Raw genomic sequence first — 22,380 nt, forward strand, 5'->3', positions numbered from 1 at the left:
CTTCCAACTATCGAGATACGTAAAAGATATATCTAGATAGTTGGCAGAACAAGGGGCTATGTCCGGATAGTGGTGGTGTTAGTGCTCGTTAACGAGGTTGGCGAGGGCGACGCGCGCCATGCGGTGCAGGAGCGCGGCCATGGCCTCGCGGGGCAGTTCCCCGGCGCTGTGCGGGGTGGAGTTCAGCAGGCCGAAGACGGCGTGGGTGGCGGCGCGCAGCACCGGCGGCCGCACATCGGGGTACAGCTCGCTGAGGACGGTGACCCACTCCTCGACGTACAGCCGCTGGAGCCGCCGGATCTGGCGGCGGGCCGGCTCGGGCACGTTGCCGAGCTCGCGGTCGTGCACGGTGATCAGCGCCGGGTGGTCGAGCGCGAACTCGATCTGCCCGGCGATCAGCGCGTCCAGCGCCTCGCCCCCGTCACAGGACCGGGTGGCCCGTTCCACGGCGGAGGTGCGCAGCCGCTCGCTGATGTCGAGCAGCATCTCGGCGAGCAGGGACTCCTTGCCACTGAAGTGGCGGTAGAGCGCGGGCCCCGAGATGCCGACCGCTCCGCCGATCTCCTCGATCGACACCCCATGGAAACCCCGCGCCGCGAACAAGGTGGCCGCCGCGTCCAGGATCTCCCTGCGCCGAGGGCTCGGAACGCGGGTAGGACTCCGCACAACGGTCATGACCGGCAATGGTAGACGAATCAGTTAATGATGACTAACATCCAGGGCGGTGTTAGCGAACGTTAACCGCTGGGAGGTGCGCATCATGGCCCCTGTGCTGCGGACGGTGGTGAGTCCGGTCGGCGAGGAGTTCAAGCGCAACGCGGAGGTCAACGAGCGCCTGGCCGCCGACCTGCGCGAACGGCTCGCGCTCGCGGCTCTGGGCGGTCCGGAGCGCTCGCGCGTGCGGCACGTGGAGCGCGGCAAGCTCCTGCCCCGCGACCGCGTCGGCACGCTGCTCGACCCCGGCTCCCGTTTCCTGGAGCTCTCGCCGCTCGCCGCCACCGGGCTGTACGGGGACGAGGCCCCCGCCGCCGGCATCATCACCGGCGTCGGCCGGGTCGGCGGCAGGGAATGCGCGATCGTCGCCAACGACGCGACCGTGAAGGGCGGCACCTACTACCCGCTCACGGTCAAGAAGCACTTGCGCGCCCAGGAGGTCGCCCTCCACAACCACCTGCCGTGCGTGTACCTGGTCGACTCCGGCGGCGCCTTCCTGCCGCTCCAGGACGAGGTCTTCCCCGACCGGGAGCATTTCGGGCGCATCTTCTACAACCAGGCGACCATGTCCCGGCGCGGCATCCCGCAGATCGCCGCGGTGCTCGGCTCGTGCACGGCCGGAGGCGCGTACGTGCCGGCCATGAGCGACCAGGCGGTGATCGTCAGGAACCAGGGCACGATCTTCCTGGGCGGGCCCCCGCTGGTCAAGGCCGCGACCGGGGAGGAGGTCACGGCCGAGGAGCTCGGCGGCGGAGACGTGCACGCCCGGGTCAGCGGCGTCACCGACCATCTCGCCGAGGACGACGCCCACGCGCTCTCCATCGTCCGCGACATCGTCGCCACGCTCGCGCCCAGGAACCCCGCTCCGTGGGAGCGGGCGACCGTGGAGGAGCCGCTGCACGATCCCCGCGACCTGTACGGCATCGTGCCCGCCGACACCCGCACCCCGTACGACGTGCGCGAGGTCATCGGCCGGATCACCGACGGCAGCCGTTTCCTGGAGTTCAAGGCCGAGTACGGGCCCACGCTGGTGACCGGCTTCGCCCACATCCACGGGCATCCGGTGGGCGTCATCGCCAACAACGGCATCCTGTTCAGCGAGTCGGCGCTGAAGGGCGCCCACTTCATCGAGCTGTGCGACCAGCGCAAGGTGCCGCTGGTCTTCCTGCAGAACATCAGCGGCTTCATGGTGGGCCGCGCCTACGAGTCCGGGGGCATCGCCAAGCACGGCGCCAAGATGGTCACGGCCGTCTCCTGCGCCAGGGTGCCCAAGTTCACCGTGGTCATCGGCGGATCCTTCGGGGCGGGCAACTACGCGATGGCCGGGCGGGCGTACTCCCCGCGCTTCCTGTGGATGTGGCCCAACGCCCGCATCTCCGTCATGGGCGGCGAGCAGGCCGCCAACGTGCTGGCCACCGTACGCCCCGGCGGGGAGGCCGGCGACGACGCGGAGTTCAAGCGCGCGATCCGTGAACGGTACGAGCAGCAGGGCAGCCCGTACTACTCCACGGCCCGGCTCTGGGACGACGGTGTGATCGACCCCCTCGACACCCGCACGGTTCTCGGGCTGGCCCTCTCGGCGGCGGCCAACGCCCCCCTCGACCCCATCGGCTACGGCGTCTTCCGGATGTGACCATGTTCGACACCGTTCTTGTCGCCAACCGGGGCGAGATCGCGCTCCGCGTCATCAGGACCCTGCGCCGGCTCGGCATCCGGTCCGTCGCCGTGTACAGCGACGCGGACGCGGGCGCCCGTCACGTGCGCGAGGCCGACACGGCCGTACGGCTGGCCTCCGGCTACCTCGACATCGAGCAGGTCGTCGCGGCCGCGAAGCTCACCCGCGCCGGAGCCGTGCACCCGGGCTACGGGTTCCTCGCAGAGAACACCGCGTTCGCGCGGCGCTGCGCCGAGGAGGGCCTGGTCTTCGTCGGGCCGCCGCCCGAGGCCGTCGAGGCGATGGGCGACAAGATCCGGGCCAAGGCCACCGTGGCGGCGGCCGGGGTCCCGGTCGTGCCCGGCGGCGCGGAGCCCGCCGACGACCTCACCGAGGCCGCCCGGCGCATCGGGTTTCCCGTGCTGATCAAGCCGTCGGCGGGCGGCGGCGGCAAGGGCATGCTGGTGGCGCGCTCGGCCGAGGAGATGCCCCAGGCGATCGAGTCGGCCCGTCGCACGGCCGCCGCCGCCTTCGGGGACGCCACGCTGCTGGTCGAGCGGTTCGTCGCCGATCCCCGGCACATTGAGATCCAGGTGCTGGCCGACGCGCACGGCAACGTCGTGCACCTGGGCGAGCGCGAGTGCAGCCTGCAGCGCCGGCACCAGAAGATCATCGAGGAGGCGCCCTCGCCGCTGCTGGACGAGGGCACGCGGCAGAGCATGGGCGCCGACGCGGTCCGGGCCGCGAGGTCGGTCGGGTACGTGGGCGCCGGCACCGTCGAGTTCATCGTCTCCGGCGACGAGCCCGGGCACCCGGCCTACTTCATCGAGATGAACACCCGGCTCCAGGTCGAGCACCCGGTCACCGAGCTCGTCACCGGCCTAGACCTGGTGGAGCTCCAGCTGCGCGTGGCGGCGGGGGAGCCGCTGCCGTTGTCGCAGGAGGACGTCCGGCTGCGCGGCCACGCCATCGAGGCGCGCGTGTACGCGGAGGACCCGTCCCGGGACTTCCTTCCCACGGGCGGGCGGGTACTCGCCCTGGCCGAGCCGGAGGCCGAGACCGACGTCCGGGTGGACTCGGGGCTCCAGGTGGGCACGGTCGTCGGCAGCGACTACGACCCGATGCTGTCCAAGGTGATCGCCTGGGGCCCGGACCGGGAGAGCGCGCTGCGGCGGCTGGACTCCGCCCTGCGGGCGACGACCGTCCTCGGCGTGACGACCAACATCGCGTTCCTGCGGGCGCTGCTCGCCGACCCGGACGTGGCGGCGGGCGATCTCGGCACCGGCCTGATCGACCGGCGTCTCGGCGCGCTGCTCGCCACCGCCTACGGTTCCGGGGCACTGCCGGACGACGTGCCGGCCGCCGCCGCCCTGGTCCTGCACGACCGGCTCGTGTCCGCCGCGGGCGACGACCCGTGGGACGTGCCGGACGGGTGGCGGGTCGGCGAGCCCGCCTGGACGCCGTGGCTGCTCACGTCGCGTGGTGAGACGATCGAGGTGAAGGTCCGCGGCCTGCCCCGGCGGGCAGCCGAGGTGATCGTGGGCGACGCGCGGCCGGTCGAGGCGCTGCTCGCCCGAGGGCGGGACGGCGGCGACGCGCTGGTGACGCTGGACGGGCTGGCCTCCCGCTTCGCCCTCGCCGCGGACGGCCAGACCGTGTGGCTGGGCCGGGACGGGAGATCGTGGGCGCTCACGCCGCACCAGCCGGGAGACCGCGACCTGGCCGACGCCGGGCGCACCGGCGACGGCGTGGTCCGCAGCCCGATGCCGGGCACCGTGCTGCTGGTCAAGGTCGTCCCGGGCGAGCGGGTCACCGAGGGGCAGCCGCTGCTGATCGTCGAGGCGATGAAGATGGAGCACACCGTCACCGCCCCCGCGGACGGCGTCGTGGCCGAGCTTTCCGTACGGGCCGGCCAGCCGGTCGACATGGACGCCGTGCTGGCCGTCGTCCGCGACGAGAACCCCGGCGCCGAGCAGGCGGGAGGGTCATGATGCGCGCACCGCTCGAGGTCCCGATGGAGGGGCTGCCGGACCGGGTGACGATCTACGAGGTCGGGCCCAGGGACGGGTTGCAGAACGAGTCCGCGATCGTACCCGTCGAGGTCAAGGCGGCGTTCGTCGCCCGGCTGGCCGAGGCGGGGCTGACCACCATCGAGGCGACCAGCTTCGTGCACCCCAAATGGGTGCCGCAGCTCGCCGACGCGGAGGAACTGCTGCGCCGGATGGAACGGGTGCCGGGCGTCCGCTACCCGGTGCTGGTGCCCAACGAGCGCGGCCTGGACCGCGCGCTCGACCTCGGCGTCACCGACATCGCGATCTTCGGCAGCGCCACGGAGACCTTCGCCCGGCGGAACCTGAACCGCAGCGTGGACGGCTCGATGGAGATGTTCGCCCCGGTGGTGGAGCTCGCTCGGGACAACGGGCTCGCCGTCCGGGCGTACCTGTCGATGTGCTTCGGCGATCCGTGGGAAGGGCCGGTCCCGGTGGACCAGGTCGTCCGGCACGGCGCGCGGCTGCTGGACCTCGGCTGCTCGGAGCTGTCCCTGGGCGACACCATCGGCGTCGGCACCCCCGGACACGTCTCGGCCCTCCTTGAGGCGTTCGCGAGCGCGGGCGTGGGTCCCGAACGGCTCGCCGTGCACTTCCACGACACCTACGGCCAGGCCCTGGCCAACACCCTCAGCGCCCTGAGAGCGGGGGTGACCGTCGTCGACGCCTCCACGGGCGGGATCGGCGGCTGCCCCTACGCCAAGAGCGCCACCGGCAACCTCGCCACCGAGGACCTGGTCTGGATGCTCAACGGGCTCGGCGTCGAGACCGGCGTCGACCTGGAGTCGCTGGTCGCCACCAGCGCCTGGCTGGCCGCGGAGCTGGGCCGCCCGAGCCCGTCCCGCGTCGTCCAGGCCCTGTCCAAGGAACAGCCCCTGTCCAAGGGGCAGCCCCCGTCCGCGGAAGGGGGCCTGTCCTCGGAACAGGCCCTGGCCGAAGAAGAGGAGTGAGAGCATGCACCGGCTCAACGACGAGTACGAGGCGTTGCGCAAGACCGTCGAGGAGTTCGCCAGGGACGTGGTCTCGCCGGTGATCGGCGACTTCTACGAGCGCTGCGCGTTCCCGTACGACATCGTCTCGCAGATGGGACGGATGGGGCTGTTCGGCCTGCCGATCCCCGAGGAGTACGGCGGCATGGGCGGCGACTACTTCGCCCTCTGCCTGGCTCTGGAAGAGCTGGCCCGGGTCGACTCCTCGGTCGCCATCACCCTCGAAGCGGCGGTGTCCCTGGGCGCGATGCCGATCTACCGGTTCGGCACGGCCGAGCAGAAGGAGCGGTGGCTTCCCGGCCTGAGCTCCGGCGAGGTGCTCGGAGCGTTCGGGCTGACCGAGCCCGGCGGCGGATCCGACGTGTCGGGCGGGATGCGGACCACGGCGGTGCTGGACGGCGACGAGTGGGTGATCAACGGCTCGAAGGCGTTCATCACCAACTCCGGTACCGACATCACCGGGTTCGTCGCCGTCGCCGCCATCACCGGCAGGAACGAGCGGCCCGACGGGCGGGTCACCCCGGAGATCTCCACCGTCCTCGTCCCGTCGGGCACGCCCGGTTTCACGGCCTCCAAGAAGTACTCCAAGGTGGGCTGGTCGGCCTCCGACACCCGTGAGCTGTCGTTCACCGACTGCCGGGTGCCCGCCGCCAACCTGCTCGGCGCGCGGGGGCGCGGGTACGCCCAGTTCCTGCAGACCCTCGACGAGGGCCGCATCGCCATCGCGGCGCTCTCGGTGGGGCTCGCGCAAGGATGCGTCGACGAGAGCCTGCGGTACGTCCAGGACCGGCAGGCGTTCGGCCGGCCGATCGGGCGGTACCAGGCGATCCAGTTCAAGGTCGCCGACATGGAGGTGCGCGCCCACACGGCCCGGCTGGCCTACTACCACGCCGCGGAGAAGATGCTGGCGGGTGAGCCGTTCAAGAAGGAGGCCGCCATCGCCAAGCTGGTGAGCTCCAACGCGGCGATGGACAACGCCCGTGACGCCACCCAGATCTTCGGCGGCTACGGCTTCATGAACGAGTACCCGGTCGGGCGCTTCTACCGCGACGCGAAGATCCTGGAGATCGGCGAGGGCACCAGCGAGGTCCAGCGCATGCTGATCGCCCGCCAGCTCGGCATGCCCGCCTGAGCCGTGCCCGCGCGGTCCGGTGATCAGGCGGACCAGCTCGAACTGGTCGCCCAGCTCGGGGGCTGCGCGGTCTTCGAAGACGGTGAACTGTGATCTAGGTGAGGTGTCCCGAATGGACGAACAGGCTGTCCAGTACCTAAAGTCCTTTTCATGACATCTGATGATCTCCTGGTGCGGAGGGCTGAAGAGAAGGACACCGAGGAGATCTTCGGACTGGCCCGCGAGTTCGCGTTGTCCTTCCGCCCTCAGCGGTCGGCCTTCGACGCGGCCTTCCCGCTCCTGCTGGAGAACCCCGACGCCCTCGTCCTGGTGGCGGTCGTGGGCGGAGACGTGCGCGGCTACCTCCTCGGCTACGTGCACCTGACCCTGTTCGCCAACGGCCACGTCGCCTGGGTCGAGGAGGCGATGACCCAGCACGGTTTCCGCAGGCGCGGTCTGGGCCGGGCGCTGCTGGAGGAGTTCGAGACCTGGGCCCGGTCCCGGGACGCCGGATACATCGCGCTGGCGACCCGGCGGGCTCCCGAGTTCTACCAGGCGCTGCAGTACGAGTCCGCTGGGACCTACTACCGCAAGGTGCTCAAGCCAGGCGTGGCCACCTCAGGGGGGCCGCCTGGACCCCTCACGACGTGAGCTGGGCGTCCAGGCGGTAGCCGTCCACGGTGACGTAGATCGCGTCGCCCGGCCGGGCGTTCAGCCGCATCAGCACCGGCTGCAGCGAGTCGAACACCGGCTGGCGGTCGCGCCAGACCAGGACGACCGCGTTGTCGCCCGGCCCGGTGACCGACAGCAGCGTGCCGGGGCGCATGCCGAGCTGCGTGGCGTACCCCTCGGGCACGGCCACCGGCTCGCCCCGCAGGTGCTCGCTGGTGACGTCGATCCGCTGCCAGCGGCGCGGGTCGGAGGCCGGGCTGGGCAGCGGCGGCGCGTGGGTGGCCGCACGCGGCTCCGGCACCAGATGGGGCCGCGGAGGACCGGACAGCGCGGTGAGCGCGGCCAGGGCCGTCTGGGCGTCGGGAAGGTTGTCGGCGACGGAGGGGACGGGCAGCCCGCCCCGCATCTGGTGGCCGTTCGCCCCGGGCGTGCGGCGGGGGAGCGGCGTGAAGCCGTTCGTGGCCGGCGGCTCCTGGCGGGTCATGGCCCTGGGCAGCGCGTCGATCCAGGCCTGGGCGGAGTGCGCCCGGATGCCGACCTGGGCCAGCAGCTCCGCCGCGTCCTCTCCCGAGGTCTTGTCGCCCAGCAGCTTCGCCGTACGCTCGCGAAGGCGGGTGAGGTCGCCCACGACCAGCCAGCCGTCTTGGAGGCGCCGGTCGGGCATGAGGGCCACCAGGACGCGCCACAGCGGCGTGCCGAGCGAGGGCACCTGGATGGGGTGCGCGGGGTCGGCCCCGATCAGCTGGTCCTCCGTGGCGGCGACGCCGAGCCACTCCGTGAGCCGGAACAGGTGACCGGTCACGGCGGTGGATTCGGGTGAGCGCAACCAGTGCAGCACCCGCTCCTCGGCCGCCCGCTGAGCCTGGGAGAGCACGTCACGATCGACGTGCAGTTCGTGGGCGAGCGTGCGCAGGCTGATCGGCTCCTCGGCGAACAGCCGCTCGATGGCGACGGCCCGCTCCAGCGGCGTCCACTCGCGGAACACCGCGTCGACGAGCCTGACGAGGGGGTTGTCGGAGACCGGCGGCGGGGGAGGGGCGACGGGAGGCTGCGCCACGGCGGCCGGGGGGGCCTCGCGGTACGGGCCCGGCGCCTGCGGCACGCCACTTCTCCCCGGCATGCCGGGGATGCCTGGTACCCCGTTCATGCCCGGCACGCCCGCGGGCGGCTGTACCGGGTGGGGACCGGTCGGCTGAGCGGGACGCGGGCCCGTCGGCTGGGCCGGATGGGGGCCGGTCGGCTGAGCGGGGTGCGGGCCGGTCTGCGTCCCGGCCGGCGCGGGGACCTGCGGCGCGGCGGGCGCCGGGACCCTCGGCGCGATGCCCGGGGGCACCTGCGGGGCGATGCCGGGGGACGCCTGCGGGGCGATCTGCGGCGGCACCTGCGACGCGATCGCCGGGAGCCGGCCGAGGATCTCGCGGAAGACGGCGGTGATGATCACTTCAGGTGACGCGGGAACCGTCGGAAGCCGCAGGTCCGCGGCGCTGAGCCGGCGCAGACGCTGCCATCCGCCCATCCCGCTGATCGCGGAGCGCGCGGGCTCCGGCCATCCCGGCAGCCCGGGATCCACTGTGTGGATCTGGAGCGCGGGAAGCACGTCCATCAGCGCCAGATGGTCCCAGCGGCTGACGGCCAGCCGCGAGAGGCGGTCACAGAGCCAGTCGACACCGGTCGTGCCCATAGCACGACTGAGGGCGACCGAAGCCCACCAGCCCACGGGAAGCCGGGGGTCGGCGAGCACTTCGGCGATCTGCTGAGGACGGCTCCACCGGAGAGCCGGGACCAGATCACTCAAGCAGATCATTGAATCGGCGTCCATCGGCTGACCGCATCCTCCCGAGTGTGACGCATGTTGCTAATGGTGCAGCTTACGCCGGAGGCTATCAATTAGCGCCATCTAGGGAGAACATAGCGGCTAGCCGATCCCAGAGCCCGTCACTGAGCGGATCCCGGTTGCCGGCTCCGGCCGCCCCCCGAGCCGCGTGACGGCCGAGGCCCCCGCTGAACAGCCCGTTTCCAGCGCGAGCTCTGGTGGGTCACCGGAAATCAGAGCGGCGAGGAACCCGGCGGCGAAGGCGTCGCCGGCTCCCGTCGAATCCACCGTTCTGGCGGTTACGGCCGGTGCTCGATGCGTCACCTGGCCGCGCCGCGCCAGCAACGCCCCGGCCGCGCCCAGCTTCACCGCCGCCATGCCGTACCGCGCGCCGAGCGCCGCCGCCGCGGCGGCGGGGTCGGTCGCGCCGGTGAGCAGCAGGGCCTCGTCCAGGTTGGGGATGACGATCGACGCGGCGGCGGTCTCCACGAGGAACCTCTCGGTGCCGAACTCCCGCAGGAATCCGGTGGAGGCCGGGTCCACGCTGATGCGCACCTCCCGGGCCACCGCGGCCCGTACGGCCATCCGGACCAGCTCCAGGCCGGACTCGGCGAACAGCGTGTATCCGGACAGGTGCAGGTGGCTCACGCCGTCGAGCAGGTCGTCCTCCCAGTCGGCCGGCCCGATGCGGCCGCCCGCGCCACGGTTGGTCAGCATGGAACGCTCGCCGGTGCGGTCCACCATCGCGATCACGACGGCTGTCGGGTGGTCCGGGTCCACCCGGGCGTGCGGCCGCACGCCCGACCTGCGCAGCTCGGCCATGTGCCACTGGCCGGTGTCGTACCCGACCCGCGTGAGGATCCGGGCGTCCGCGCCCAGGTGGGCGGCCCAGGACGCCGTGTTCGCCCCCGAGCCGCCGGGCCGTACGACGATGTCGGCGGCGGTGTCGGTGCCGGACGCGACCGGCCCGTGGTGCCGCGCGACCACATCGGTGACGGCGTCACCGATGACGAGCAGACCGCCCACTAGTTCTCCACGGCGGGGGAGGACCCGGCAGACGGGTCCGCCGAGGTCGTGCGGGCCTGCGGGGCGGGGGAGCCGGAGGGCGGGGAGGCCCACGAGGCGGCGATGCGCCCGGCCAGGCGGGTGTTGCCGCGTACGGCGGCCAGGTTGGCCTCCAGGGAGGCGCCGCCGGTGCCCCGGACGAGGTAGTCGAGCAGGAACGGGGTGATGGCCTGGCCGGTGATCCCCTCGCGATCCGCGGCGGCCAGGGCCTCGGCGAGCACGCGGTCGTGCAGGACCGGGTCGAGCTGCTCGTCCTCCGGCACCGGGTTGGCCACGATCAGCGCCGCTTCCGGGCCGCCCAGGAGGTCCTGCGCGCGCATGACGGCGGCGGCCTCCGCGGGGCTTTCGAGGCGCCAGTCGACCGGGAGCCCGGAGGTGTGGAGGTAGAAGCCGGGGAAGAAGTCCGTGCGGTATCCGGCCACGCTCACGCCCCGGGTCTCCAGCCGCTGGAGGGTGGCGGGAACGTCGAGGATCGACTTCACGCCGGCGCAGACCACCGTGATCCTGGTGCCGGCCAGCATGTCGAGGTCGGCGGACTCGTCCTGGCTGGCCGTCCACTCGCGGTGCACGCCGCCCAGACCGCCCGTGGCGAACACCCGGATCCCCGCGCGGGCCGCGAGGAACGCGGTGGCCGAGACGGTGGTGGCGCCGCTGGCCGACAGCGCGGCGGCGAGGGGAAGGTCGCGGAAGCCCAGCTTGCGCAGGCCGGGCTCGGTGGCGACGCGCTCGAGCATGCTCTTGTCCAGACCCACGCGGGCCACCCCGTCGAGCACGGCGATGGTCGCCGGTACGGCCCCCGCCTCCCGGACCAGTTCCTCCAGTTCGCGGGCCACCTGGAGGTTGCGGGGCTGGGGCAGACCGTGCGAGATGATCGTGGTCTCGAGCGCCACCACGGGAGCGCCCGAGGCCAGGGCCTCGGCGACTTCCTCGGACGTCTGGATGATCTGCTCGCCGGGGCCGGTCATATGCATGCTCGCTCTCGGTCCTCTCTGTATGTACGCTCCAGGGGGATTGTTCCCCTGATGTGACGTCTCACCGTACTGTCCGGATTAGGAGACTTTGTCATGCCTCGTTCGCATTACGACGCTGTCATCGCGGGTGCCGGACACAACGGTCTGGTCGCCGCGGCCTACCTCGCACGTGCGGGACGCAGTGTGCTGGTGCTGGAGCGACTGTCCCACGTGGGCGGGCTCACGGTGTCGGCCCAGGCGTTCCCGGGGGTCGACGCCCGGCTCTCGCGCTACTCGTACCTGGTCAGCCTCCTGCCGAGCAAGATCGTCTCTGACCTCGGGCTGGCGCTGGAACTGCGGCGGCGCCGCTACGCGTCGTACACCCCGGTGGGCGACATCGGGCTGCTCGTGGACAACGGTGACGTGGACAGGACCGCCGCCTCCTTCGCCCAGGTGACCGGGGGAACCGCCGACCACGCCGAGTGGGACCGGTTCTACGGGCTCACGGCCCGGGTCGCCCGGCGGATCGCGCCGACCCTGCTCGAACCGCTGCGCGACCGCGCGGCACTGCGCGACGAGGTGGTCGCGGACGACGAGGCCTGGCGTGATCTGTTCGAGCGCCCGATCGGCGAGGTGACCGACGAGCGTTTCGGCGACGACACGGTGAGGGGCGTGGTGCTGACCGACGCCCTGATCGGCACCTTCGCCGACCCGGCCAAGGACCTGCTCGCCAACCGCTGCTTCCTCTACCACGTCGTCGGCGACGGCACAGGGGAATGGAACGTGCCGGTCGGCGGCATGGGCGCGGTGAGCGGCGCGCTGGGCGCGGCCGCCGCGCGGGCCGGCGCGGAGATCCACACGGGGATGGAGGTGCTGTCGGTCGACCCGGGCGGGGAGGTGGTGTTCCGCGACGCCGCGGGCGCCGAGCACACCGTGACCGGGGACCATGTGCTGGTCAACACCCCGCCCGCCATCCTGGCCGGGCTGCTCGGCCAGACGCGGGAGTCGCCGGAGGGAGCCCAGCTCAAGGTCAACATGGTCCTCTCGCGCCTGCCCCGGCTCAAGGACGCTTCGGTGGACCCGGTGGCGGCGTTCAGCGGCACGTTCCACATCAACGAGGGCCGTGACCAGCTCGCCCTCGCGTACGAGCAGGCCGCGGCGGGCATGATCCCCGCGCTGCCGCCGGCCGAGGTGTACTGCCACTCGCTGACCGATCCCTCGATCCTCGGTGCTTCGCTCCAGGAGGCGGGGGCCCAGACGATGACGTTGTTCGGTCTGCACATGCCTGCCCGTCTTTTCCGCGGAGATGCTGATAAATCACGAAAGGAGGCGCTGGCGGCGACGCTCGCGTCCATCAACAGCGTGCTGGCCGAGCCGATCGAGGACTGCCTCCTGCGGACGCCCGACGGATCGCTGTGCATCGAGGCCAAGACCCCCGTGGACCTGGAGAACGAGGCCGGGCTTCCCGGCGGGCACATCTTCCACGAGGATCTGTCCTGGCCGTTCGCCGAGGACCCCGCCGAGGTCGGCCGATGGGGCGTGGAGACCCCGCACGAGCGCATCCTGCTGTGCGGCGCGGGCGCCCGGCGCGGCGGCGGCGTGAGCGGCATCCCCGGCCACAACGCGGCCATGGCGGTCCTGCAGAAGCCCTCCTGACGGCGTTCACCGTCGCGGGCCTGTACGGGATCACGGCGATCGGGCTCCCATGGGCCGACTTCGCATGAACAAGATGCCCATGGGCCGACGCGCCAACGGTTACAACACCTGCGTCCGGGTCCGGCCTATGGCCATTCGCCGGCCGATCACCTGACCCCACACCCGGGTGGGCGGCACCCGGGTGCCCCGATCAAACGGGTGCCGGGAGGGCCTCTTCACGTTCAGCCGCCACCCGGCCATAACAGCTCTGCCACCGTATATGCCGTAATGCGGTCCCCGAATGTGCCGCCTACTTGCCCAGAGCGCCCTGAAGGTCCATGACGTGGTCCTGGGTCTGCTGAAGGAGCGGGCGGAGCGCTTCGGCGACGTCGGGGAGGCCGAGCTCGATGGCCTGGCTGACGCGTTCGCGGTAGCGCTGGAGCTGTGCCTCCTCCAGGTCGAGGTCGAGCTGGAGAGCGGCGGCGCCGTCGGGCACGCTGGGGATCTCGGGGACCGAGACGGAGGGGACCCCACCAAGAAAGGCGATCTGCCCGGCCAGGGTCGTCGCATGGGCCAACTCCTGGTGCAGGTGGGCGCCCAGCTCCTCGATGATGCTCTGGTACTCAGGACCCTTGATCGTCGCGGTGTGCTGCGTGTACTGCACGATCGAGCGGTACTCGCTCTCCAGGTCTTCGTTGAGGAGGGCTATGAAACTCTGCTGGTCCACGCTTGATCATCCTTCCGTTAACCGTCGAGGTCCCCTCCTACCCCCTATCCCGGCGACAATGCGGCGCCCCTCACACCTGCTCGGCCAGGCATGTAAAGAAGGCACCAGCAGTCCGGCGAAGGAACCGTGCCCACCGATCGGCAAAGCTGTGAAGGAGGCCTCCTCCGCCCAGCCGGGCCTTCAGAGAAGAGGCCCAGTACCCACGCCGGCACCCTGCTCAGCCGAGCTTGTAGGGGACTACGCGCTCCGTTTCACCGTACTCGGAGGCCCCGACCACGGTCCCGCCGGCCTTCACCCATTTCAAGACCATCAACAGCGTGTCGCTGATCCTGTCCTGCTGTCACCAACGTCCGTGGTCAGTACATCTAGCGGCGTGAGCCCCGTACGCGCTGCCGGTCGGGCGTTCCCTCACCCCGGGTGGGCAGCACCCGGGTACCGCGATCAAACGGGTGCCGGGAGGGCCTATTCACCATCGTGTACCACCCAGTCGCCCCTTCAATGACCACACGCCAGCCGGTTAGAAGTCCCACCACACGCCAGCCGGTTAGAAGTCCCACCACACGCCAGCCGGTCAGGAGTCCCACCACACGCCAGCCGGTCAGGAGTCCCACCACACGCCAGCCGGTCAGGAGTCCCCTCACCCCGGGTGGGCAGCACCCGGGCACCCCGATCAAACGGGTGCCGGGAGGGCCTATTCACCATCGTGCCCCACCCAGTCGCCCGTTCAATGACCACACGCCAGTCGGTCGGGTGTTCCCTCACCTGGGTGGGCAGCACCCGGGTGCCCCGATCAAACGGGTGCCGGGAGGGCCTATTCACCATCGTCCCCCACCCAGCCGCTCCTTCAATGACCACACGTCAGCCGGTCGGGTGTTCCCTCACTTGGGTGGGCAGCACCTGGGTGCCCCGATCAAACGGTGTCGGGAGGGCTTCAACGGGTTGTTCACTGCTCAGCCCTCTGACCCGTTCTCTCGCCCCTCAGCCGCCTACGCCCAATCAACCCCGCTCCGAGAGCGAACCCGTGACCCGCTAAAGCCACGCAGACGTGATCGAAGCAACTGATGACCTATCTCTCGATCAAGGCGTCGACCGCCGTCACACTGTCGGAGGTGGCGATCACCGGGTTGAGCTCTACAAAGGTGAGGTTCTCCACGAGCGACAGGTCGCCGACTCGAGAGGCGAGTTCGCCGAGCGCCATCAGGTCGACGGGAGGCCGGCCCCGTGCGCCGGTCAGCAGTGCGGCGCCCCGTAACCGTCGCAAGGCTTCGATCACCCGTTCCGGATCCGCCGGTAGCGGGACAAGGACGGCGTCATCGAGGATCTCCACCCATGTCCCGCCCATGGCGAGGACCAGGACCGGTACCACTCCGTCGCGCCGGACCGCGACCATCACCTCCACCCCCGGCGGGACCATCTCCTCGACCAGAATGGCCGCGCCCGATGAGGCCGCCGGTGAGGTCAGGAGCCTGTTCGCCCCTTCGCGTACGGCCGTCTCATCCACCAGGCCGAGGAGTACGGCGCCGAAGTCGGTCTTGTGCCGAAGATCCCTGCTGCTGAGCTTGAGCGCGACAGCCCTACCAAGCGCCGCCGCCGCCTCAACGGCCTCCTCGGCCGTGTGAACGACAAGGCCTGTGGGAACGGGCACCCCGTGCCCCCTCAACAGCACCTTCGCCTCATGCTCGGCCAGTAGGCCGCTCTCGCCGGATCCACGTGCTCCGGCGGCGGCGATCGCGCGTAGCCGGTCCCCGTTCCCCGGAGGTCTGAGCAGGGCTCCTACGCAGAGGACGCCTTCGGTGAGCCCGGCGACCGGGGTGATCCCGTGGTCCGCCAGTCGTTCGGCCGTCTCCTCCGGCATGAGGTCCGGCAGGGTGGACGCGACGATCACTCGCCCTGGAAGTGCGGAGGCGGCTTCGATGACCCCTTCCAGCGCGCCGTCCCACTCCACGGCGGCGTCGCCGCTCATCCTTCCCGGCCGGTCGTAGTAGACAAGCACCGGCCCGATCGCCTCGTCGGCCGCCGCGATCGTGATGAGGTCGGCGGTGCGCCGTACGTCCCCGAAGATGACCGCTGTGTAGTCGAGCGGGTTTCCCGGGGTGGCCGTCGGTGGCAGGACGGCCGTGAGCGCGGAAAGGGTGGACGGGGCGAGCGGCGGCAGCCGTACTCCCAGGCGGGCCGCCTCGTCGGCGCCGACCGCCGCGTCCCCGCCGGAGCAAGTGACGATCAACGCACCCCTCTCATCACCACGCGCGCCGCGATCGGCCCGTGCCGCCGGATCGGAGCCGTAAACGAGCGACCCCGTTAGAGGGGAGCCGTAGGGGGCCGGTTCCGTTGGTCGAAGGGAGTGAGCGGGTGGGCCGGGGCAGGGGGGTGGTTTGGGGAGGCGGCGGGAGCCGTAAGCCAGGGTCTTGGCTAGTTCGAGTAGCTCGTGGGGGTTGTGGGCCCAGGCGCCTCCGGCCTCTTCTACCAGGGCCCGGAGCACTCGGGCGTCCCCGGCGACCGCGCCGGTGTGCGCGGCGGCGGCGGAGGCGCCGAGCGCGCTCGTCCCGGCCTTGAGCACCGCCACGCCGATCCCTTGATCGGCGCAGGCGGCCAGGGCCGTGGCGAGGCGGGCTCCGTCGCCCTCGTCCTCCAGGTAGAGCGCGACCGACCGGACCCCGCCTGTCTCGGCGAGGGCGGCGAGGTAACCGGCGGCGTCCACCACCGCCTGGTTGCCGCATGACACGACCGTGTGCAGCCGCAGGGCGCGGTTGCTGAGGAGCGCGTTCACGGCGACGTTTCCGCTCTGGGAGATCAAGGCGACGGGTCCCGGCCGCCGTGGTGTGTAGGCGTCTCCCCACAGGGGTGCGCGTGCCGCGACCGCGACGATCCCGTTGCCGTTCGGCCCGCACACCGGCATGTCGTACGCAGCCGCCGCCGCTACCAGCGCGTTCTCCAGCGATCGGCCGCTCCCTTCGTGGGACACCTCCGCGAATCCCGCCGCGAACACGACCGCTCCGCCGCAGCCGTGCTCTCCGGCTTCGATCACCAGGCCGGGGACGGTGGCGGCAGGTGTGGCGATCACGACGGCGTCCGGTACGACGGGCAGGTCCTTGATCGTCGGGAAACAGGGCACACCGTGGACCTCGGTGGCGGTCGGGTGGACGCCGAAGACCGGGCCGGGGAAGCCGGCGGCGACCAGGTTCGCCACGGCGAGATTGCCGTACGAGCCTGGACGGGTGGAGGCTCCGACGACGGCGACGGATTCGGGCGCGAGCAGACGCGTCAGCTTCACACCTTCAGAGACTGACTGATCAGCCAGTCAACCGTCAACACCCGGACGGTCGGCCATAATTGTGCTGACTGAACGTCCAGTTAGTAACAACGTGAGTGAGCCGACCGGTAGGATTCGGGCCGTGCGTAGTGCGGAGGGTACGGCGGAGGCGGCACGCGGGAGCCGGGCGGACCAGGCGGACCAGCGCCGGGCGGAGCTGCTTGAGGCCGCGCGGCGGGTGGTGCTCGAAAGAGGCATCTCCAGCACCAGGGTCGCCGACATCGCCAAGGCGACGAACGTCAGCGGTGGGTTGATCCATTATCACTTCGCCACCAAAGACGAGCTGATCACCGCCATGCTCCGGTCGACCATCGACACCGAGGTCGCCCGGCTCAAGGAGCTGGTCCTGGGCGCCGGGACCGCCGTCGAGCGACTCGATCGGGTCCTGCGGTTCTACATCCCTCGCTCGCGTACCGACCAGAGCTGGATCCTGTGGATCGACGCCTTCGCCGCCGGCCTGCGCGAGGCGGTCGTCCAGAACATCTTGCTGGAGCTGGAGACGGCGTGGATCGGCTCGGTCGAGCAGGTCATCCAGGCCGGTGTCGACTCGGGCGAGTTCACCTGCGATGATCCGCACGGCTCGGCCGAGCGTCTCGACAGCATGCTCGACGGGCTGATCATCCGCTACACGCTGCACCCCTCGGTGCTGTCGCGCAAGCGGCTCCTGGAGCATGCGCGCATCGCCGCCGCCCGCGAGGTCGGCGTCGACCGCTCCGCCTTCCCCGGCGCCTGACACTCCGCGCCAGGCCCCTGATCCATCATCGCCGGGCAGTCCGTGCGAGGCCAATCGCATCAACGCCACCCTCCGACCCCAGCCGGGATATGGCTCTCCATGGGTCGGCACCATCCGACGGCTGAGCGCGGCCTTCTCGGCCGAGCAGGTCGTAGTGGGCGATCAGGCGCTGGATCGGCCGGAGGTAGCCGGCGGCGCGGGGCCGACGGTTCACGGGCATGGCCTATCCGGATCCACGAGACCGCCGACCCCGAGGTGATCGTGGTGGAGTACGAACTCGGCGGGACGATGCCCGATACCGGGGAGGAGGAGTGGGCTCCGTTCATCGGGGTGCTCAGGGCTCGCGACGGCATGGTGGTGCACTGGCGCGAGTACCAGAACCCCATCGTCATGGCCCAGGCGATGAGCAGGTTATTGACAGGGGGCGCCTCCGATTAGTTGACTGGGTGACCAGTCAGCAAAAAGCGATTCGGGTGGTGACATGACGTCGTTGGTACGGCTCACGCCGCAGCAGGCCGAACTTCAGGAGCGGGCACGACGGTTCGTCGACGAGGAGTTGATCCCGCACGAGGAGGCCGCCGAGCGCGCGGGCGGACGGCTGCCCGAGGACGTGGTCGACGGCATCATGAAGGCCGCCATCGCCGCACGCCTGCACGGCGGCCGGCACGCCCCCGGGCACGGCGGCCAGGGCTGGTCCACGATGGACTACGTCGTCGTGCACGAGCAGCTCGGCCGTAACACGAACGGGCTGTGGTGGTGGGTGCCGGACGCCTACAACGTGCTCGCGGCGGGCACGCCCGAGCAGGTCGACCGCTACCTGCGGCCCGCCCTCAAGGGAGAGGGATGGCTGTCGTACGCCGTGACCGAGGAGCACGCCGGTTCCGATCCCTCCGGCATCCGCACGAGCGCCAGGCCCGACGGCGCGGGCGGCTGGGTCATCGACGGGGAGAAGTGGTTCGTGACCAGCGGGGACGTCGCCGCCGCGCACATCGTCGTGGCGGTGTGCGCGGGGTACGGCCCGACGCTGTTCATCGTCGACGCGGGCACCGAGGGCCTGGAGTTCGTCGACGAACCCCCGTTCACCCACACCTTCCCGCACGGGCATCCGACGGTGCGCCTCACCGGCGTCCGGGTCGGCCCGGACGCCGTGCTCGGCGGGCTCGGCGCGGCCGACGCGCTCCAGCAGGGCTGGTTCGTGGAGGAACGGCTCGGGATCGCCGCCCACTGCGTGGCCGCGATGGGCCGGTTGCTGCAGGAGGCCGTCGGCTGGGCGGCGGGCCGCGAGCAGGGCGGCGCCCTGCTCATCGACCACCAGGGGGTCTCCTTCCCGCTCGCCGACTCGGCCGCCGACGCCGCGGCCGCCCGGCTGCTGGTGTACGAAGTGGCCCAGCTCGCCGACTCCGGAGCCGACAGGAAGATCGTGCACGCCAAGGCCTCGATGGCGAAGCTGTTCGCCAGCGAGGCCGCCTACCGGTGCGCGGACCGGGCCGTGCAGACCTTCGGCGGGCGTGGGTACATGCGCACCAACGTGGCGGAGCGCTTCCTGCGGGAGGTTCGCGTCGACCGCATCTGGGAGGGCACCAGCGAGATCCAGCGCCTGATCGTCTCCCGATCCCTGGTCCGCCGCGGCGTCCGAGCCGTCATCGCCTGAAGGCCCTCGTCGAACCCCTGCCGGGCCGGCGGTCCGTGAGGTGATCCCGTCGGGGTCGAGACCGTCTCGTCACCTGTCCCCTCTACGGTGGATGCTTTTTGGGGGGAAAGGCGCATGGCGGGGGAACGGTCGCTGTGGCGGCATCGGGACTTCATGCTGCTGCTGAGCGGGCAGACGGCGAGCCTGCTCGGTGCGGAGGTGTCCACGCTGGCGCTGCCGCTGATCGCGGTACTGGTGCTGGACGCCTCCGTGATGCAGGTGGGCGTGCTGGCCGCGCTTCACAGCGTGCCGGTGCTGCTGGCCTCGCTGCAGGCGGGTGCGATCGTCGACCGGTCGAGGAAGCGCCCGATCATGATCGCCAGCAACCTGGTCGCCGCCGCGGTGATGGCGAGCGTGCCGGTGGCCGCGGTGGCGGGTGCGCTTGGCATGCCGCACCTCTACGTGGTCGCGCTACTCGCCGGGCTCTGCGAGGTGTTCTTCGGCGCCGCCTACCAGAGCTATCCGCCGAACCTGCTGGGTCCCGAGCGGCTGCTGGACGGCAACGCCAAGCTCGCCACCTCCCTGTCCCTGGCGGTGATCACGGGACCGATCCTGGGCGGCGGCCTGATCACGCTGGTGGGCGCCGCGAGGGCCGTGCTCGCCGACGCGCTGTCGTTCCTGGTGAGCGCGGTGACCGTCATGCTCATCCGTACTCCCGAACCCGACCCCGGGCCCCGTCCCTCCGGGGCCCGGCTGCGCATGGAGATCGCCGAGGGCCTTCGCTTCACGCTGCGCCACCCCATGCTCCGGCCGGTGATCCTCTCCGGCGCCGTCTGCGCGTTCCTGCTGGCCGGGGTGCGGGCGATCTGGACGGTCTACCTGGTGCGCGAACTCGGCTGGTCGGCGGCCGTGCTGGGCCTGGTCTGGGGGATCAGCGGGGTGGGCGGGACCATCGGCGGGCTGGTCGCCTCCCGGCTCGGCGCGCGGTACGGCCTGCCCCGGGTCATGCTGGTGGCCAGGCTGGGCTACCCGGTGACCTACATCCCCCTGGTGCTGATCAGCCCGGGGGTCGCGGGCCAGGTCGTCATCACGATCGCGTTCACCGTGGAGCTGGTCGCCGCGTTCGTCTACAACATCACCCACAGCAGCTTCCGGCAGCTCGTCTGCCCGCCGCGGCTGCTCGGCCGGATGAACGCCACGAACAGGTGGCTGAGCTGGGGTGCTGCGCCGCTGGGCGCGTTGCTCGCGGGAACGCTCGGATCGCTTCTGGGTCTTCGCACCACCCTGGTGGGCTTCGTCGTGGCACTGGCCGTGCCCGCCCTGATCCTGTGGCTCTCCCCGCTCCGCGCCCTGCGCGACGTCCCCGTGCACGAGTCCCACCTCAAGACCGCGTGAGCGGGGCGCCCCGGGGGATGCGGTACCAAAGTGGCGACGGCCGCAGAGGAATGGGCGGGGGGCACGTGCCGGATCTGGATGTCGGCGTGGTGGACGGACGGGTCGACCTGGCGTGGAAGGGGCTCACCGAGCTACCCGAGCGGTGAGCCGGGGCTGCGCCGTACTGCTGTGAGCCCCCACCCCGCCGAGCCACCTCGGTGCGGACGGCAGGGCGGGGGTACAAGGTGCGGCGCGGGCCGTCGAGGGAACGTCACCGGTTCCGCGCTTGGCCGGGGCAGGTTCAGACCGTTACCGGTTCAGCTCGTGGCCCGCTTGGTCAGCAGCACGTCCACGCCGATCCCTTCCGTCGTGACGACGCAGGTCCCGAACGCGCTCTCGGCGACGAGCTTCCTGAACCGGGCGGGGGAGTAGGCCCGGCGGCGGAGCGCGGTCAGCGCCACCCTCGTCAGCAGGGCGTTCGGCGCGCTGATCCCCATCTCCTTCACCGCCTGGTGGATCTGGGCGCCGGAGACCTCGCCGTTCATGTCCTGGATCACGGCCGTGCCGCCGGGCCGCAGCACCCGGTGCATCTCGTCGATCGCCTTGAGCGGCTGCCCGAAGTTCTTGAAGGCGGCCTGGCAGACGATCAGGTCGAAGGACTCGGCCTCGAAGGGCAGGTCGGCCGCCTCGCCGTGCCGGAAGGCGACGCTCACGCCCTCCTTCCGTGCGTTCTCGGTGGCGATCTCCACGAACGTGTGGCTGATGTCCAGGCCGGTCACCCGGAAGCGCCCCGACCGCGCCATCTCGACGGCGTGGAACCCCGGCCCCGGCGCGACTTCGAGCACGTCGGCGCCGCTCGGAAGGCCCTCGGTCAGCTCCGCGGCCGACCTGCGCACCACCGCCATCTGGTCGGCGGAGGCGCGCTGCCGCGTGTACCACCGGGCGATCCGGCCCTCCATCATCCGGGCCTGCGATCGCCGCTGATGCCGATCTCCGGCCTGCTTCGGGTACCTCGTACTGTCGGTCGTGTTCTTCATGGTTCCTCCGGTTTCGGATGGTGAGTGTCCGAAGAGGCCCGTGAAGAGGAGCCCGGCTATCCTTGCGGTTGCCACCTCGTGGCCGGGTCCGTTCCGCGGGCCGTGCTTCGAGGGCCGAGGTCCCCGGCGGCGGTGTTCCCGCACCCCCGCCGGGGACCTTCCTGTCTGGTCAGTCCTTGACGCTGCCCCTTTCGGCGAGCTCCGCCAGGTCCGGTGGGAGGACTCCCGTCAGGTGCCAGTCGCGCCATTCCTTGAGGCCGGGGAACGATCCGCCGGTGAGCTCCGCCAGCAGCGAGGCGAGCCAGGCCGCCTCCGCCTCGCGCACCGCCAGGTCGTACTCGGCCTCGACCAGGAACAGCCTCGGTATCTCCTGCCCGTACCGCGCCATGGCCTCGCGCTCCTCGGCGAGCTCGGCCTCCAGCAGGCCGAGCCGCCGCTGGAGAAGGCCGGTCACCTCCTCCGGCGACAGCACGCCCCACACCGACAGGCCCGCCGCGAACCTCGGGTGCTCCCGCTCGGGAGTGGAGAGCAGCTCGCGCACCCAGTCCTCCAGCTCCGCGCGGCCGGCGTCGGTGATGCGGTAGACCGTCCGCTCCGGGCGCCCGCCCTGCCGCGTGCTCTCTGTGGCCGCCAGCAGGCCGTGCTTCTCCAGGTTGCGCACGACGGTGTAGAGCGTGCCCCACTTGATGGCCATGTCCTGCTCTTTGCCGCGCGCGCGCAGCACCGAGGCCATCTCGTAGGGGTGCATCGGCCGCAAGACGACCGCTGAGAGCACGGCGAGCGCCAGCAGATTGGCCACCCTGCGTCGCTTTGCCACTGGCACCCCCCGCACACAAATACTCGTAGGCGAATATACGGTTGCGAGGACCCAGGGTCAACCTTCAGGTCCGGCTGAGCGCCGACCGCTCCGCGCACACC

Annotated in this window: 18 protein-coding genes; 10 read left to right on the forward strand and 8 right to left on the reverse strand. The window is 71.3% G+C overall.

Going from position 1 to position 22,380, the window contains the following annotated elements; all coding sequences use genetic code 11:
* Positions 1-78 precede the first annotated feature (78 nt).
* Positions 79-675 carry an SACE_7040 family transcriptional regulator gene (locus tag ABD810_RS09010; protein WP_344936689.1) on the reverse strand — a complete coding sequence of 199 codons (597 nt, stop codon included), beginning with the start codon at positions 673-675 and terminating at the stop codon, positions 79-81.
* An 85-nt stretch (positions 676-760) separates the two neighbouring features.
* Between ABD810_RS09010 and ABD810_RS09015 the strand changes: the two genes are divergently transcribed.
* The 5 genes from ABD810_RS09015 (at position 761) to ABD810_RS09035 (ending at position 7,167) form a co-directional block, all read left to right on the forward strand.
* Complete coding sequence (locus ABD810_RS09015) at positions 761-2,347, forward strand: carboxyl transferase domain-containing protein (RefSeq protein WP_344936692.1); 1,587 nt, start codon at positions 761-763, stop codon at positions 2,345-2,347.
* Between the two features lie 2 nt (positions 2,348-2,349).
* A complete protein-coding gene (locus tag ABD810_RS09020) occupies positions 2,350-4,359 on the forward strand; it encodes an acetyl/propionyl/methylcrotonyl-CoA carboxylase subunit alpha (RefSeq protein ID WP_344936693.1) in 2,010 nt (669 codons plus the stop codon).
* On the forward strand, positions 4,356-5,366 hold the full coding sequence (locus ABD810_RS09025) for a hydroxymethylglutaryl-CoA lyase (RefSeq protein ID WP_344936694.1): 1,011 nt from the start codon (positions 4,356-4,358) through the stop codon (positions 5,364-5,366). The genes ABD810_RS09020 and ABD810_RS09025 overlap by 4 nt, the downstream gene beginning before the upstream one ends.
* A 4-nt stretch (positions 5,367-5,370) precedes the next feature.
* Positions 5,371-6,537 (forward strand): acyl-CoA dehydrogenase family protein, encoded by a 1,167-nt coding sequence (locus tag ABD810_RS09030; RefSeq protein ID WP_344936696.1) that lies wholly within the window; start codon positions 5,371-5,373, stop codon positions 6,535-6,537.
* Positions 6,538-6,708: 171 nt separating this feature from the next.
* Positions 6,709-7,167, forward strand: coding sequence for a GNAT family N-acetyltransferase (locus tag ABD810_RS09035; protein ID WP_344936698.1), 459 nt, complete (start codon positions 6,709-6,711; stop codon positions 7,165-7,167).
* Here the strand turns inward: ABD810_RS09035 and ABD810_RS09040 are convergent.
* The 3 genes from ABD810_RS09040 to ABD810_RS09050 all read right to left on the reverse strand — a co-directional run bounded on the left by ABD810_RS09040 (position 7,157) and on the right by ABD810_RS09050 (position 11,031).
* Entirely contained in the window at positions 7,157-8,983 is a 1,827-nt protein-coding gene (locus tag ABD810_RS09040; RefSeq protein WP_344936700.1) for a hypothetical protein, read from the reverse strand. The genes ABD810_RS09035 and ABD810_RS09040 overlap by 11 nt on opposite strands.
* Before the next feature lie 120 nt (positions 8,984-9,103).
* On the reverse strand, positions 9,104-10,027 hold the full coding sequence (locus ABD810_RS09045) for a carbohydrate kinase family protein (protein WP_344936701.1): 924 nt from the start codon (positions 10,025-10,027) through the stop codon (positions 9,104-9,106).
* Entirely contained in the window at positions 10,027-11,031 is a 1,005-nt protein-coding gene (locus ABD810_RS09050; protein ID WP_344936704.1) for a pseudouridine-5'-phosphate glycosidase, read from the reverse strand. The genes ABD810_RS09045 and ABD810_RS09050 overlap by 1 nt, the downstream gene beginning before the upstream one ends.
* 99 nt (positions 11,032-11,130) lie before the next feature.
* Between ABD810_RS09050 and ABD810_RS09055 the strand changes: the two genes are divergently transcribed.
* Positions 11,131-12,672: a phytoene desaturase family protein gene (locus ABD810_RS09055; protein ID WP_344936705.1), complete on the forward strand. Its 1,542-nt coding sequence runs from the start codon at positions 11,131-11,133 to the stop codon at positions 12,670-12,672.
* Between the two features lie 289 nt (positions 12,673-12,961).
* On the opposite strand, the gene ABD810_RS09060 is transcribed toward ABD810_RS09055, so the two are convergent.
* Positions 12,962-13,378: a ferritin-like domain-containing protein gene (locus ABD810_RS09060; RefSeq protein ID WP_344936707.1), complete on the reverse strand. Its 417-nt coding sequence runs from the start codon at positions 13,376-13,378 to the stop codon at positions 12,962-12,964.
* A 1,066-nt stretch (positions 13,379-14,444) separates the two neighbouring features.
* Entirely contained in the window at positions 14,445-16,649 is a 2,205-nt protein-coding gene (locus tag ABD810_RS09065) for an acetate--CoA ligase family protein (protein ID WP_344936709.1), read from the reverse strand.
* 121 nt (positions 16,650-16,770) lie between these two features.
* Here ABD810_RS09065 and ABD810_RS09070 point away from each other — a divergent pair, with 121 nt between their 5' ends.
* The 4 genes from ABD810_RS09070 to ABD810_RS09085 all read left to right on the forward strand — a co-directional run bounded on the left by ABD810_RS09070 (position 16,771) and on the right by ABD810_RS09085 (position 20,446).
* On the forward strand, positions 16,771-17,421 hold the full coding sequence (locus ABD810_RS09070; RefSeq protein WP_344936710.1) for a TetR/AcrR family transcriptional regulator: 651 nt from the start codon (positions 16,771-16,773) through the stop codon (positions 17,419-17,421).
* 264 nt (positions 17,422-17,685) lie between these two features.
* On the forward strand, positions 17,686-17,859 hold the full coding sequence (locus ABD810_RS09075; RefSeq protein ID WP_344936713.1) for a nuclear transport factor 2-like protein: 174 nt from the start codon (positions 17,686-17,688) through the stop codon (positions 17,857-17,859).
* A 43-nt stretch (positions 17,860-17,902) separates the two neighbouring features.
* Positions 17,903-19,072: an acyl-CoA dehydrogenase family protein gene (locus tag ABD810_RS09080; protein ID WP_344936716.1), complete on the forward strand. Its 1,170-nt coding sequence runs from the start codon at positions 17,903-17,905 to the stop codon at positions 19,070-19,072.
* Between the two features lie 114 nt (positions 19,073-19,186).
* Positions 19,187-20,446 carry an MFS transporter gene (locus ABD810_RS09085; RefSeq protein WP_344936718.1) on the forward strand — a complete coding sequence of 420 codons (1,260 nt, stop codon included), beginning with the start codon at positions 19,187-19,189 and terminating at the stop codon, positions 20,444-20,446.
* Positions 20,447-20,742: 296 nt separating this feature from the next.
* Here ABD810_RS09085 and ABD810_RS09090 read toward each other — a convergent pair whose 3' ends face one another.
* Both ABD810_RS09090 and ABD810_RS09095 read right to left on the reverse strand, forming a co-directional pair.
* Positions 20,743-21,462, reverse strand: coding sequence for a class I SAM-dependent methyltransferase (locus tag ABD810_RS09090; RefSeq protein ID WP_344936722.1), 720 nt, complete (start codon positions 21,460-21,462; stop codon positions 20,743-20,745).
* Between the two features lie 169 nt (positions 21,463-21,631).
* Entirely contained in the window at positions 21,632-22,261 is a 630-nt protein-coding gene (locus tag ABD810_RS09095; RefSeq protein WP_344936725.1) for a PadR family transcriptional regulator, read from the reverse strand.
* Between the last annotated feature and the right edge of the window lie 119 nt (positions 22,262-22,380).

This window comes from Sphaerisporangium flaviroseum (genome assembly GCF_039537005.1).
GTDB classification, from domain to species: domain Bacteria; phylum Actinomycetota; class Actinomycetes; order Streptosporangiales; family Streptosporangiaceae; genus Sphaerisporangium; species Sphaerisporangium flaviroseum.